Genomic DNA, 13,140 nt, shown 5'->3' on the forward strand with positions numbered 1-13,140 from the left:
CCCTTCCACCGTTCCCCGGGGCTCCGCCCCGGACCCCATACGTGCGCTCCGCGCCCGTGCCCTCAAACGCCGGCGGGGCTGAATTCAGCCCCGCCGGCGTTTGAGGCGCGGGGGTCCGGGGGCGGAGCACCCGGTTTCGGGAAGGGGCGGGGTGGGGGACGGGCTCCGCGCAGCGGGCCGGCACCCGACCCGGAGGGTCAGGGCTCGCGGGGGCCCCGGTAGAGCGCGTCGATCTGCTCGGCATAGTCCCGCAGGATCGCGCCCCGCTTCAGCTTCAGGGACGGCGTGAGGTGCCCCTTCGCCTCCGTGAAGTCCCCCGGCAGCACCACGAACCGCCGTATCGACTCCGCCCGCGAAACCAACCGGTTCGCGTCGTCCACCGCCCGCTGCAGGTCCGCCCTCAGGACCTCGTCCCGCACCAGCTCCCACACCGGCACCCCCGTCTTCTTGTGCATCTGCCGCCAGTGCAGCAACCCGTCCGGCTCCAGCGTGATCAGCGCCGTGATGTAGGGCCGGTTGTCGCCGACGACCATGCACTGCCCGACCAGCGGATGGGCCCGCAGCCAGTCCTCCAGCGGGGCCGGGGCCACGTTCTTGCCGCCGGTGGTGATGATCAGGTCCTTCTTGCGGCCGGTGATGGTGAGGTACCCGTCGGCGTCCAGCTCCCCGATGTCGCCGGTGGCCAGCCAGCCGCCCGGCGGGACGGCCTGGGCCGTGTTCCAGTAGCCCGCGAAGACGTGCCGCCCGCCCAGCAGCACTTCGCCGTCCTCCTCGATCCGTACGGCCGTGCCCGGCAGCGGCCAGCCCACCGTGCCGAGCCGGGGCCGCGCCGGATGGGTGACGGTGCTGGCGCCGGTGGTCTCCGTGAGCCCGTACCCCTCGAATACCTCCACACCGGCGCCGGTGTAGAAGGCGGCCAGCCGCCGCCCCAGCGGGGATCCGCCGCTGAGGATGTACCGGACGCGGCCGCCGAGCGCGGCCCGGATCCGGCGGTAGACGAGCGGTTCGTACAGCGCCCGCGCGGCCCGCAGCCCGAGCCCCGGCCGCTTGCCCTCGACGCACTCGCCGATGCGCCGGGCGACCCGCGCGGCCCGGTCGAAGGACGAGGCCTTGCCCATCTTCTCGGCGGTGGCGCGGCCGGTGTTGTAGACCTTCTCCAGGACGTACGGGATCGCGAGCAGGAAGGTCGGCCGGAAGCCGGCGAGGTCGGCGAGGAGGTCCTCGGTACTGATGCTGGGCGCGTGCCCGAGCTTGACGCGGGCCCGCAGGCAGCCGACGGCCACCATCCGCCCGAAGACGTGCGACAGCGGCAGGAAGAGCAGCGTGGACGCCGGGTCCTTGCTCACCGACTTGAAGACGGGGTGCAGCAGCTCCACCGCGTTGTCGACCTCGGCGAAGAAGTTGGCGTGGGTGATCACGCACCCCTTGGGCTGCCCGGTGGTGCCCGAGGTGTAGATCAGGGTGGCGATGGAGTCCGGCGTACGGGCGGCCAGCCGCTGGTGGACCGCCGCGTCGGGCACGTGTTCGCCGGCCTTGGCCAGCCGGGCCACCGCGCCGGTGTCGAATTCCCACAGGTGGGCCAGCCAGGGCAGGTTGACCCGCTCGGAGCTGATGAGGCGGGCCTGCACGGTGTCCTCGACGGCGCAGGCCACGGCGCCGGAGTCGTGGATGATCCAGCGGGCCTGGATCGCCGAGGAGGTGGGGTAGATGGGCACGGTGACCAGCCCGGCGGCCCATCCGGCGAAGTCCAGCAGGGTCCACTCGTAGGTGGTCCGCGCCATGATCGCCAGCCGGTCGCCCTCGCGCAGCCCCTCGGCGATGAGCCCCTTGGCGACGGCGAACACCTCGGCCGCGAACTCGGCGGCCGTGACGTCCCTCCAGGACCCGTCGCGCTGCTTGCGGGCGAGCACGGGCTCGCGGGGGGCCTCCCGGGCGTTGTCGAAGGGGATGTCTCCGAGGGAGCCCCGCGCCGGCACCGCCGCCAGCGCGGGCATCCGTACCTCGCGCACCCGCCCGTCGATCACGGTCTTGACGGGCTCGACGGCGACGGGGTTCCCGGGCTGTGTGGCCTTGACCAGGCTCGATTCGGCTGCCACGGCGCGCTCTCCTCGATTCGACGCAGTGTTACCGCCGGTAATTTACGGACCCCCGCCGCGCCTGAACACCCCCCGGCCCCCTTCTTCACGACCGCTCCACGCCGCCCCCGCACCCGCCCCCGCACCCGCCCGCGCGCCCGGACGGCCCTCGGGCACGGGGACGGGGACGAAACCGCCCGAACCGCTGTCCACGGCTGCTGCCTTGCGAGATAGTGGACGCGGTCGAGGGCCGAGGGGGGCGCCATGGACATTCCGTCCGCGATCGCGTTCATCGCCGCCGCGTTACTCCTGCCCCGCCTCCTGCCGCACCCCAGGTTCGTCTTCGCACGGGCCCAGTACGACCTCCCGATCCCCACGCAACAGCGCCCCGAGCCGGGCCGCCGCTTGCGCTTCTCCCTGCTCGTACCGATGGCCTACAACCCGGACATCGAGGGAACCCTCGGGGGACTCCTCCGGACCTCCCGGCAGGACTTCGAGATCCTGCTGCTCGTCCAGACGGACGACGTCCCGAGCCTCATGTCCGCATGGCAGCTGGCCGAGCGATACCCGGACCAGGTACGCGTGGTGGACGACGCCTGGGGTTCGGGGGATTCCGTGGCGGACGCCCTGAACCACGCCCTCTCCTTCTGCCAGGGCGAGCTGACCGGCGTCATCGAGACCGGGGACCCGATCCGCGGGAGCCTGCTGGGCCGGGTCGACGGCGCCTTCCGGATCTCGGAGGCCGATGTCGTCCGGGTGGCCGCGGAACTGCCGGACGGCCGCCTCACCGCCCCCCATCTGTACGCCGCCATGGACGACGTGGTGTGCGTCCGCGGTACCCGCCCGGTCCGCGTCACCCGCTCCTTCCACCTCCCGCCGAGCGACGCCTACTTCGTCCGGACCGACCTGCTGCGGTCACACGGCGGCTGGGACGGGAACTGCGAGATCGAGGAACTGGAGCTGATGGCGGGGCTTCGACGGTCGCGGCGGCCGAAGGTCAAGGGCGCGATGCTGTACGGCGAACCGGTCCGGCACCACGGGCTGGCGCCCTGGCACGGCGCCCCCTCGGCCCACCCGCGTCACCGGCCCGGATGGGAGGTGGCGCGCCTCGACTGGCACCGCCGCCTCTTGGCCGTCCACTGGACGCGCGAGTGGCGGTATCCCCTGCGCGTCCGCGACGTGCTGTTCTCACACCGCACCTTCCTCTTCCCGTCGCTCCGGGGCGTGGTCGCGGTGTCCGCGCTCTGGATCGCCCTCTCCGTCCCCTTCGCACTTCCCGCTCTGCCCGCGTACCGGTTCGCGCTGCCGTTCTGGGTCGTCCTTGCGTCCGTCCTGGCGAACGCACGCGGGGCGCTCTGGCTGCGGTCGCAGACCGGTCGCGGCCTGATGACGGCCGGGCCGACCCCGCGCGGCGTCTGGCGGGACCGGGCGCAACTGGCGGGCGCGGCGGCCGCGGGCTGGCTGTGGAACCTCCGCGCGCTCGTGTCCATCTCCGCCATGGCGAAGGGGGTGTATCCGAAGTACCCCCAGCGGAACCGGGCGTCCTTCGATCCGGACCTGTACGAACGCTCCCGGCGCGCCGAGGGCGACGCCCCGCCGGACCCGCCACTCCCCTCCGACCTGCTCGACATAGCCGGTTCCCCGGACACCCCCGCCGCGGCGGAAGCCATGTCCACCGGCCTGGACGCCCTGTTCCGCGCCCTCGGCCCGCCCCCCGAATCAGTCCGGATCGCCCAGACGGGCCCACCCCAGGGAGACGGAGGCACCAGCGATGGCTGAGGAAATCGGCACGCAGCCCGACCGGCAGCCGAGTGCCCTCGACATCGCCGCCCAGTGGGCCCAACTGCCCGCCGAACACCTGGCGGTTGCCCTGGGCGCCCTGGAACCGCAGCTGGCCCGCGAACACAAACTCCGCATGGAGGTCGAACGCGCCCGCGGACAGGCCGAGCTGACCCGCCTCCGGGCCGAGGCCGCCGAACAGCAGCGGGTGCACGGCCGGCACGTCCTGGGTGTGTACGCGGGGCTGGCGGTGGCGCTGGCCACGCTCGGCGCGTCCGTGTACTTCGGTACGCACGACCAGCCCTGGCTCGCCATCACCTTCTTCGGGCCGACCCTCCTCGCCCTGGTGAAGATCTTCACCCTCCGCCGCAGCGACGCCGACGACGCCAAGCACGCGGCGGCCGCGGCCCGCACGGCGGCGGCGAACCTCCCGGCCCAGCCCCCACCCCCTATCTAGGCGGCGCAGACTCGATGTGATCCACAACTCTCCATTCAGCATCTCATTGCGCATGCCATATCCCATCCTGCAATGTTCACCGTAGGCCGGATCAAATTCAGCATCCGATGTCTAACGGAGGGATGGGCCCCATGACCAGCGAGCGCCCCGCGCTGTACGAGATGCTCGACGACCGGTTCCGTACCGGGCGGTGCATGAACGGCGACGACGCGCTGGAGGTCCTGTACACCGGCTGCCGCTGGGCCGAGGGCCCGATCTACGTGCCCGCCTGGCGCCAGCTGATCTGGAGCGACATCCCCAACGACCGGATGCTGCGCTGGGACGAGGAGACGGACACGGTCAGCACCTTCCGCCGCTCGGCCGGGCACACCAACGGCAACACCCTCGACCGCCAGGGCCGGCTGATCACCTGCGAGCAGGGCAACCGCCGCGTGACCCGCACCGAACACGACGGCACCGTCACCGTGTTGGCGGACCACTGGGAGGGCAAGCGCCTGAACAGCCCGAACGACGCGGCGGTGAAGTCGGACGGCTCGATCTGGTTCTCCGACCCGGACTTCGGCATCACCAGCGACTACGAGGGCTACCGAGCCGAGAGCGAGATCGGCGCCAACAACGTCTACCGCATCGACCCGGACACCGGTGAAGTACGGCTGGTCGCCGACTGCTTCAGCACGCCGAACGGGCTGGTCTTCTCGAACGACGAGCGGCAGCTCTTCGTCTCCGACACCCGGGCGGGCTGCATCCGGGTCTTCGACGTACGCGATGACGGCACGCTGTCCGAGGGCAAGGTCTTCGCCGAAGCGGCGGCTCGCGAGGGGGCCCGCTTCGACAACCTCCGCTTCGACGACGGCGGCCGCCTCTGGGCCGCCGCGATGGGCGACGGGGTGCACTGCTACGACCCCGACGGCACCCTGATCGGGCGGCTCAACGTCCCCGAGGTGGTGTCCAACATCTCCTGGGGCGGCGCCAAGCGCAACCGGCTCTTCATCACCGCCGAGACCAGCCTCTACTCGGTGGTCATGGGCGTCACGGGCATGCACCCGACGGGACCGGGGCGTCGCCCCTGGGCGGATCCGGCGTCCCGCTGACCGGCGGGCAGTCGCGGCAGCGGCCGGGGTGCGGGGCGCGGAAGGCGCGCTCGCAGCCGTCGCAGTTCTGGAGGGGGTCGGGCGGCCGCACGGGCCGCACGGCCGGGGCCGCGGACAGGTTCGGCGGGATCCCCACCTTGAGCCGGTGGGCGACCAGGGCGGCGGGGTGCCGCAGGTGGTCGGGCAACCCCGCGGCCAGCACGTGCCGTACCGCCTCGGGCGCGGCCCCGCGCTCCAGCCATGCCGAGACGCCGGGCGCGAGCCGGCGTACCTCGCGCTCGGGCAACAGCAGACGCGGATCGTCCTCCCGCAGCCGCGCGAGCAGCTCCAGGGCCTCCCGGAGCGGGGGCGCGAGCTCCGGTACGGTCCCGGGCTCGGGCCCGATCACCGGCTCGGGCTCGGGCACAGGCTCCGGCTTCGGCTCCGGCTCCGGCTCCGGTACGGTCCCGGGCTCGACCACCGGCTCGGGCTCCGGCTCCGGCTCCGGCTCCGGCACGGTCCCGAGCGCGGGCTCGACCACCGGCTGCGGCACGGGCTCCGGCTCGGCCGCGACCTGCGGCCCCAGCTCGGCCACGACCGCAAGCTCGGGCTCGGGCGCGACCACCGGCACGGGCGCGGGCGCGACCTCCGGCACGGGCGCGGGCACAGGCTCCGGCTCGGGCTCCGGCACAGCCACGCCAACGGGCTGGGGCCTGACCAGGGCAACCGGCTGAAGCCCGGCCAGGGCAACCGGCATCGGCCCGGGAACCAGCGCCGGCCCGGCCAGGGCAACCGGCACCGGCCCACGGGCAGTCGCCCGCCGCACGGACGGCCGGTTGTAGGACACGGTCCGCGTGACGATCTGCCCGCTCGCCAGCCGCACGCGACTCCGCTCCAGGTACCCGTACGCCTCCAACTCCCGCAGCGCGGCGGCGATCCGCGCCTCCCCCTCCCGGAACCGCTCGGTCAGCCGTTTGACGCCGACACGGGCGCCGGTCGGCAGCGACTGGATGTGGGTGGCGAGGCCGATCGCGATCAGCGACAGCGAGCGGTGCTGGGCGAGGTGGTTGCCGATCACCACGTAGTGGTCGTCATGCCGTTCGTTGACGTGAACGACACCGGATCGGGGGGTCCCGGCGCGAACACGGGACGAGGCGCACGAGGGCGCGCTAGGCTGCGAAAGAGCCATTGGGAAGGTTTCGGCTTCCTGTTTGGTCAGGCCCTCGATCGGGATGCCAGTCCCGGCGGGGGCCGTCTCATGTCTGGGGTTGTGGGGCCGAGCATATGCCCGGCAACCAGCCGGAAATCCAGCCCAGTTGCCACGGCTCACCCGTCCGAGTTACGGGGAGCCGGAGGGGTGGGTTGGTTGGATTTACCTCCGTGATTTGAGTGGTGACGTCCAAGCGGACCGGGTCCCGGTTCACCGCGACCCGGTTCTCCGCGCCACCCGGGCACATCCAGCTCCGCCCACACCGACTTGACCGGCGGCAACCCCCGATCCACCCCCCAGCGGTCGGCGATCGCATCCACCAACACCAGTCCCCGCCCGGCCTCCGCGCCCCCGTCCGCGTCGCGGATTCCCGGGACCCGGTCGCCGCGGGTGTCCATCACCTCGATGCGCAGCACCCCACCCCCCACCGCGAGCACGATCCGGAAGTCCCGCCCGGGCACACGGCCATGGGTCACGGCGTTGGCGGCGAGCTCGGCCACGATGAGCGCCGGCCCTTCCGAGGGCAGCCCCCAGTCGGCGAGCGTCTCGACGGCGAGGCGGCGCGCTGACGGGCTCCGCGGGGCGTGGCGGCGAGCTGGGCGGCGAATCGGCCCTCGGAGTCACAGATTTGAGTGTTCACGTGACAGAGCGTGGCCGGTCGTGCGTACCGTGGGAAGCGGTACCGCCCTTGCGTCCGGTGTTTGTCCGGAGACTGTCCGGCGCTGTCCCGGCTGTCCTGAGTAGCTGGTGGGCAAAGGGCGTTGAGGAAATCGGTACGTCGGAGGTGGGCACGCATGAGCGTGGACAGTGACGGTACGGAAGACGCCGGCTGGGACGTCGATCCCGAGGACGAACAGGGCCTGGCGGTCCTGGCCGCCCTCGGCCGCCAGCTCAAGGCTTGGCGCGAGGAGGCGGGCATGCGGGCCGCCGACTTCGGCACGGCGGTCGGGTACGGGGAAGACCTGGTCCGCAAGGTCGAGGGCGGGAAACGGATCCCGCGCCCCGAGTACCTGGACAGGGCGGACGAGGTGTTGCGCGCGGGCGGCAAGATCGCCGCGATGAAGGCGGACATGGAGCAGGTCCGCTACCCGAAGGACGTGCGGGATCTCGCCAAGCTGGAGGGGCGGGCCGTCGAGATGGGGACGTACAACCACCACAACATCCATGGCCTGTTGCAGACACCGGAGTACACGGAGGCCCTGTTCAGGACGTGGCGCCCTGCCTATACAGCGAGCGAGATGGAACGGATGCTGGCGGCCCGAATGGCACGGCAGTCGATCTTCGAACGGTCCCCCGCCCCCACACTCAGCTTCGTACAGGAAGCGGTAACCCTCATCAGGCCTATCGGAGGGATACTGGTTCTGCGCCGACAGCTCGAACACCTACTGGAGGTGGCCCAGTTGCCGAACGTGGAACTCCAGGTCATGTTGTCCGACGTCGAGGATCACGCGGGCATGGGCGGACGAATCCAGGTGCTCAAGTTCGCGGATGGTACGGCAGCGGGCCGATCAGACGGGGCGTTCTACGGGCGACCGGTGTCCAGCCCGAAGCAGGTCCGGGTCCTTGAACTGCGCTATGGCATCATCCGAGCTCAGGCGCTGCCGCCGCGAAGTTCGCTGGCCTACATCGAGTCACTGCTAGGAGAAACATGATCCACGACCCCGAGCTGGACTGGTTCAAGAGCAGCTACAGCGACAGCAGCGACGGCAACGACTGCGTCGAGGTGGCGAACACCTCAGCCGCGGTCCACGTTCGCGACTCCAAGGACACGCGCCTCCCCCAACTCGCCTTCACACCCAAGGCCTGGTCCGAGTTCGTGGGCTACACCTCATGACCGGAGCCCCCCAACTGCACTGGTTCAAGAGCAGCTACAGCAGTGGGAGCGAGGGCGACTCCTGCGTCGAGGTGGCCAACACCCCCACCACCATCCACATCCGCGACTCCAAGAACCTCCAGGGCCCCCGCCTCGCCTTCACCCCCCACGCCTGGGCCGGATTCGTCGCGCAATCCGGGTCCTGACGGCGGTGGCCTTCATCCGGTTGGCCACCGTCTGATCCGTATTAGGATGATCATGCACATGATCGTCCAACTGCGGGGGGTGCAGATGTCGTTCGACGCGGAATGGGCACAGCACAAGGCCGACGCCCTCACCGGCATGCGGCTGAACCACGTCGCCCCCGAGCCGAGCGGCGGCGGAGGCGGACCGGCGGGCAGTCTGGTGGCCGGGGTCGGATCCATCAACGGCAACGCGAACCTCCTCGTCGAGATCGCCGCGCTGCTGCACGAGGGCCGCCCCGACGGGGACGCCGGCACGATGGCGCGCGCACCCCGGGCGCATGCGGACGTCGCCGCCGAAGCCCTCCGCTTCGCGCGGTTCGCCGACGACCAGTTCCAGGACACGATCGCCCTGTTCGCCGGCCTGGCCACCCGCCTCAAGACGACCGGAACCAGCTTCGCCCACGTGGACGACGGCACCGCCCGGTCCTTCCTCGACAACCTCCTCGAATCGGGTCAGTACGTGCCACCGGAGTGCAAGTGAGCGGCCTCGCCCACCGTAAGGACGTCGAGTTCCTGGAAGAGGCGAACCCGCCCCTCGTGGAGCGCAACGCCGAGGAGTTCCGCCGCCTGCGCGATCTCCTCGTCCAGGTCGGGGAACCCGCCCGGCAGGCGCAGTCCGCCAAGTGGGAGAGCGACGGCAGCCACACGTACACCTCGCGGCTCACCGAGGCACGCCAGCTGGTGACCCACATGGCGGAGGGCTACGACAAGGCCGCGAGCGCCCTGTTCGCCTACGCCTCGGCCCTGACCACCGCCAAGACCCACTACCGCGACGGCAAGCGCTCGGAGCGGGCGCTCGCCGCGCTCATCGGAACGAAGGGCACGGCGATCACCCGCACGGCGCAGGACGCCGAACCCATGCGGCAGTGGGAGGACATGCGGGCCACGACCGGGGTCATGGACTTCTTCGCCGAGCTGACGATGGACGTGGACGACATCCGGGACGAGGCCAACCGCCTCCACGGCGCCGCGGGCGGCAGCTTCCAGCTGGCGAAGTCGGTCGAGCAGGAGGCGCGCGACACGTGTGTGCACGCGCTGAAGCAGGCGTACGAGTTGCTGCCGGACTTCAAGGCGCCGGGCAGCGACAAGCGGCCCGACCTGTACGCGGCGATGGCGGACATCCGCCGCGAGGCGGCGGAGGCCGCCAGAAGCCCCCTGACCCATCTGCCGGGCAGCGGCCCGAAGCGGGAGATGGCGGGGCCGGTCGGGAAGGCCGAGATATCGCCGGAGCTGCGGGACATCCGGATGAAGGTCGCCGGCCTGCCGGTGGCGGAGGACATGTACTGGGACCCGAAGGACAGCGACGCGGAGAAGGCGGAGTGGATCTCCCACAACAAGTGGGTGCTCCGGGCCGCCGCCGAGCACGCCGGACTGCCTGAGGAGCTGGTCGCGGGCATCGCCTGGAAGGAGATCCCGGGGCAGCCCGGGTGGTTTGACGACGGAACGGACACGTTGCGCGATTTGGCCGGTTCGCCTTTGAGTCCCGTCTCGCCGCGGAATCTTCCCAGCAGGCTCGGCGGGGTGCCTGACGAGACCTCCTTCGGTCCGATCGCCATCCAGCTCCGCCGCGGCGCCGAGGTGCTCGGCTACGACCCGGCTCACCTCACAGAGGACCAGCGGGACCTAGTGGAGGAGTCGCTCCAGGACCCGGCGCAGAATGCCTTCATAGCAGCCGGGTTCCTGGCGCAGATCAAGGCTGAGACGGGCTACGCCGACATCCCGGCGGATCAATTGACGGACGCCCAGATGCAGGAGATCGCCACCCGCTACAACGGTGGCCCGTACTGGGAATCGCAGGGCCCGCAGTTCTACGGCCAGGACTTCCGGGACAACCTCGCCAAGATCAAGGACGCGATGCGATGACGGACCGCAGCGAGAACACCGGCACGTCCAAGAAGCGTCGCTGGGTGCGCTGGGTGCTCGGGGTGCCGCTCGGGCTCCTCCACCTGCTGAGCGCCGCCGCCGTCTACTCTGCCTTGCGCTACGGCCCGTTGAACCAATGGGACGACCAGGGACACGCCGGCACCACGGCGATGGCCCTGTTCGCCATCATCTTCAGCGTGATCGCAATTCTGATCACCCTCATCCCGCCCGTCCGCCGGACCATGGGCCTGTGGTGGCTCGTCCCGCCGGTCGTCCTGGGGGTGATCGCGTGGGTGCGTATCGCGACGCTCGGCTGAGGCTGCCGCGCGAGAACATCGACCTGCCCGAGATCCGCCCATGGACGCGCTGGGCGTTCGGGGTCCCCCTCGCCCTCGTCCACCTGATGAACGCCGGCGTCGTCTACCTGGCCCTGGCCTACGGACCGGCCGGCGAATGGGACACCCAGGGATACGCCGGCACCGAACTGGAATGCCTCCTGGTGTTCTTCCTGAGCGGCAGCACGATCCTGATCACGCTCGTCCCGCCCGTCCGCCGGACCCTGGGCCTGTGGTGGCTCGTCCCGCCGGTCGCCCTGGGGGTGATCGCGTGGGTGCGTATCGCAACGCCCGGCTGAGGCTGCCGCGCGAGAACATCGACCTGCCCGAGGACCGGGGCTGCCTGCGGTGGGTGCTGGGCGTCCCGCTCACGCTCATCCACCTGCTGAACGCCTTCTCCGTGTTCGCGGCCGTATTCGTCGGGCCCGAGGCCGAGTGGGACCACCACGGCTACGAGAACACCGCCATGATGTGCTTGGTCGCCATGTGCCTGAGCGTGCTCGGCCTGCTCATCACCCTCATCCCCAGCGTGCGCCGGGCGATGGGCCTGTGGTGGCTCGCCCCGCCCCTCGTCCTCGGGCTGATCGCCTACATCCGCGGGGAGACCCTGGGCTGAACACGCCACAGCCCCCGCCCGGACGGGGGCGGGGGCTGCGGCGAGTGCGCGGTGGCGGTCAGGCCGCGACGGCGACCGGGGCCGGGGTATTGGCCGGCTCGTCGAGCGGGGAGGCCGAGGCGGAGGCGTAGGCCTCCTTGTCGAGGATGCCTTCCCGGGCCGAGACGATGACCGGGACCAGGGCCTGGCCGGCCACGTTGGTGGCGGTGCGCATCATGTCCAGGATCGGGTCGATCGCCATCAGCAGGCCGACGCCCGCCAGCGGCAGGCCCAGCGTGGAGAGGGTCAGCGTCAGCATGACCGTGGCGCCGGTCAGGCCGGCCGTGGCCGCGGAGCCGATGACCGAGACGAAGACGATGAGCAGGTACTCCTTGATGCCCAGCTGCACGTCGAAGATCTGCGCGATGAAGATGGCGGCGAGGGCCGGGTAGATCGCGGCGCAGCCGTCCATCTTGGTGGTGGCGCCGAACGGGACGGCGAAGGAGGCGTACTCCTTCGGGACGCCGAGACGCTCGGTGACCTTCTGGGTGACCGGCATGGTGCCGACCGAGGAGCGGGAGACGAAGGCCAGCTGGATGGCCGGCCAGGCGCCCTTGAAGAACTGCAGCGGGCTGACCTTGGCGACCGTCGCGAGCAGCAGCGGGTAGACGCCGAACATCACGAGCGCGCAGCCGATGTAGATGTCGGCGGTGAAGGTCGCGTACTTGCCGATGAGGTCCCAGCCGTACGTGGCGATCGCGGTGCCGATCAGGCCGATGGTGCCGATCGGGGCGAGGCGGATGACCCACCACAGGGCCTTCTGGAGGAGCTCCAGGGCGGACTCGGCGAGGTCCAGGACCGGCTTGGCCTTGGCGCCCAGCTGGAGGGCGGCGATGCCGGCGACGACGGCGAGGAAGACGATCTGGAGGACCTTCAGCTGGGTGAAGGGCGTGACGATGTCCGTCGGCACGATGCCGGTCAGGAAGTCGATCCAGGAGCCGGCCTTCTTCGGGTCCTTGCCGTCGGCCGCGGTGAGGCCGGTGCCGGAGCCCGGGTCGGTCAGCAGGCCGATCGCGATGCCTATGCCGACCGCGATCAGCGAGGTGATCATGAACCAGAGGAGGGTGCGGGAGGCGAGGCGCGCCGCGTTGTTCACCTTCCGCAGGTTGGTGATCGACACCAGGATCGCGAAGAAGACGAGCGGGGCGATGGCCAGCTTCAGCAGCTGGATGAAGATGTCGCCGACCTTCTCCAGGGTGGTGCCGAGCCAGCTGATGTCCTGGCTGCGGGCGAGCCAGCCGAACAGGACACCGAGCACCAGACCGGCGATGATCTGGGCCCAGAAGGGGAACTTGAACGAGGCCTTGGCGGGGGCTTGGGCCTGGGGGGTCGCGGACACGGACACTCTCCGGGGGGTGACGCACAAACGAACTGGCGGATGGTTCTGCGGTGGACGGCGCTGTTCTGGCGCTGGGTCTGGCGGTGCGACAGCCGGAAGGTGCCGGCGGCCGGGACCGCTGCTGTATCGATTCAGCTCAACGACAACAGCAACAGGCCGCGGACACGCGGCGGCAGAGGTCGACGTGCAGGCGCGCCACGAGCGGAACGCTCGTGGTCATGTGGTGCGCAGCTGTGGTCAACATGTTGAACACGCTAACACTTTCACTTTGGGAATCTCAAAGGGGTTCTTTGAGACAG

The 13,140-nt window shown here is 70.9% G+C and carries 15 protein-coding genes; 11 read left to right on the plus strand and 4 right to left on the minus strand.

Translation table 11 applies throughout. From position 1 onward, the window contains the following. Positions 1-197: 197 nt before the first annotated feature. On the minus strand, positions 198-2,096 hold the full coding sequence (locus ACFWBN_RS27880) for an AMP-dependent synthetase/ligase (protein WP_385180472.1): 1,899 nt from the start codon (positions 2,094-2,096) through the stop codon (positions 198-200). Positions 2,097-2,339: 243 nt separating this feature from the next. On the opposite strand from ACFWBN_RS27880, the gene ACFWBN_RS27885 reads away from it, so the two are divergent. The 3 genes from ACFWBN_RS27885 (at position 2,340) to ACFWBN_RS27895 (ending at position 5,402) form a co-directional block, all read left to right on the plus strand. Then, positions 2,340-3,854, plus strand: a complete 1,515-nt coding sequence (locus ACFWBN_RS27885) for a glycosyltransferase (RefSeq protein WP_385180474.1) — start codon at positions 2,340-2,342, stop codon at positions 3,852-3,854. Next, the gene (locus ACFWBN_RS27890; RefSeq protein WP_385180477.1) at positions 3,847-4,311 is read left to right on the plus strand and encodes a hypothetical protein; all 465 of its coding nucleotides are present in this window, start codon (positions 3,847-3,849) and stop codon (positions 4,309-4,311) included. The genes ACFWBN_RS27885 and ACFWBN_RS27890 overlap by 8 nt, the downstream gene beginning before the upstream one ends. Before the next feature lie 131 nt (positions 4,312-4,442). Further along, entirely contained in the window at positions 4,443-5,402 is a 960-nt protein-coding gene (locus ACFWBN_RS27895; protein WP_385180479.1) for an SMP-30/gluconolactonase/LRE family protein, read from the plus strand. Here the strand turns inward: ACFWBN_RS27895 and ACFWBN_RS27900 are convergent. Both ACFWBN_RS27900 and ACFWBN_RS27905 read right to left on the minus strand, forming a co-directional pair. Next, on the minus strand, positions 5,341-6,462 hold the full coding sequence (locus tag ACFWBN_RS27900; protein WP_385180481.1) for a hypothetical protein: 1,122 nt from the start codon (positions 6,460-6,462) through the stop codon (positions 5,341-5,343). The genes ACFWBN_RS27895 and ACFWBN_RS27900 overlap by 62 nt on opposite strands. Before the next feature lie 245 nt (positions 6,463-6,707). Continuing rightward, on the minus strand, positions 6,708-7,199 hold the full coding sequence (locus ACFWBN_RS27905; RefSeq protein WP_385180673.1) for an ATP-binding protein: 492 nt from the start codon (positions 7,197-7,199) through the stop codon (positions 6,708-6,710). 186 nt (positions 7,200-7,385) lie between these two features. Between ACFWBN_RS27905 and ACFWBN_RS27910 the strand changes: the two genes are divergently transcribed. The 8 genes from ACFWBN_RS27910 to ACFWBN_RS27945 are packed head-to-tail and all read left to right on the plus strand — an operon-like array spanning position 7,386 to position 11,463. Beyond that, a complete protein-coding gene (locus ACFWBN_RS27910) occupies positions 7,386-8,243 on the plus strand; it encodes a helix-turn-helix domain-containing protein (protein ID WP_385180483.1) in 858 nt (285 codons plus the stop codon). After that, on the plus strand, positions 8,240-8,425 hold the full coding sequence (locus ACFWBN_RS27915) for a DUF397 domain-containing protein (RefSeq protein ID WP_385180485.1): 186 nt from the start codon (positions 8,240-8,242) through the stop codon (positions 8,423-8,425). The genes ACFWBN_RS27910 and ACFWBN_RS27915 overlap by 4 nt, the downstream gene beginning before the upstream one ends. Continuing rightward, entirely contained in the window at positions 8,422-8,610 is a 189-nt protein-coding gene (locus tag ACFWBN_RS27920) for a DUF397 domain-containing protein (RefSeq protein ID WP_385180488.1), read from the plus strand. The genes ACFWBN_RS27915 and ACFWBN_RS27920 overlap by 4 nt, the downstream gene beginning before the upstream one ends. Before the next feature lie 58 nt (positions 8,611-8,668). Next, a complete protein-coding gene (locus ACFWBN_RS27925; RefSeq protein ID WP_385180490.1) occupies positions 8,669-9,130 on the plus strand; it encodes a hypothetical protein in 462 nt (153 codons plus the stop codon). Further along, entirely contained in the window at positions 9,127-10,512 is a 1,386-nt protein-coding gene (locus tag ACFWBN_RS27930) for a hypothetical protein (RefSeq protein WP_385180493.1), read from the plus strand. The genes ACFWBN_RS27925 and ACFWBN_RS27930 overlap by 4 nt, the downstream gene beginning before the upstream one ends. Further along, positions 10,509-10,829, plus strand: a complete 321-nt coding sequence (locus ACFWBN_RS27935; protein WP_385180496.1) for a hypothetical protein — start codon at positions 10,509-10,511, stop codon at positions 10,827-10,829. The genes ACFWBN_RS27930 and ACFWBN_RS27935 overlap by 4 nt, the downstream gene beginning before the upstream one ends. Beyond that, the gene (locus ACFWBN_RS27940) at positions 10,802-11,146 is read left to right on the plus strand and encodes a hypothetical protein (RefSeq protein WP_385180498.1); all 345 of its coding nucleotides are present in this window, start codon (positions 10,802-10,804) and stop codon (positions 11,144-11,146) included. The genes ACFWBN_RS27935 and ACFWBN_RS27940 overlap by 28 nt, the downstream gene beginning before the upstream one ends. Then, the gene (locus tag ACFWBN_RS27945; RefSeq protein ID WP_385180500.1) at positions 11,119-11,463 is read left to right on the plus strand and encodes a hypothetical protein; all 345 of its coding nucleotides are present in this window, start codon (positions 11,119-11,121) and stop codon (positions 11,461-11,463) included. The genes ACFWBN_RS27940 and ACFWBN_RS27945 overlap by 28 nt, the downstream gene beginning before the upstream one ends. Positions 11,464-11,521: 58 nt before the next feature. Here the strand turns inward: ACFWBN_RS27945 and ACFWBN_RS27950 are convergent, their stop codons facing one another. Further along, on the minus strand, positions 11,522-12,841 hold the full coding sequence (locus ACFWBN_RS27950) for a dicarboxylate/amino acid:cation symporter (RefSeq protein WP_385180503.1): 1,320 nt from the start codon (positions 12,839-12,841) through the stop codon (positions 11,522-11,524). Positions 12,842-13,140 lie beyond the last annotated feature (299 nt).

The sequence above is a fragment of the Streptomyces sp. NPDC059989 genome, from assembly GCF_042736975.1.
Lineage (GTDB): Bacteria > Actinomycetota > Actinomycetes > Streptomycetales > Streptomycetaceae > Streptomyces.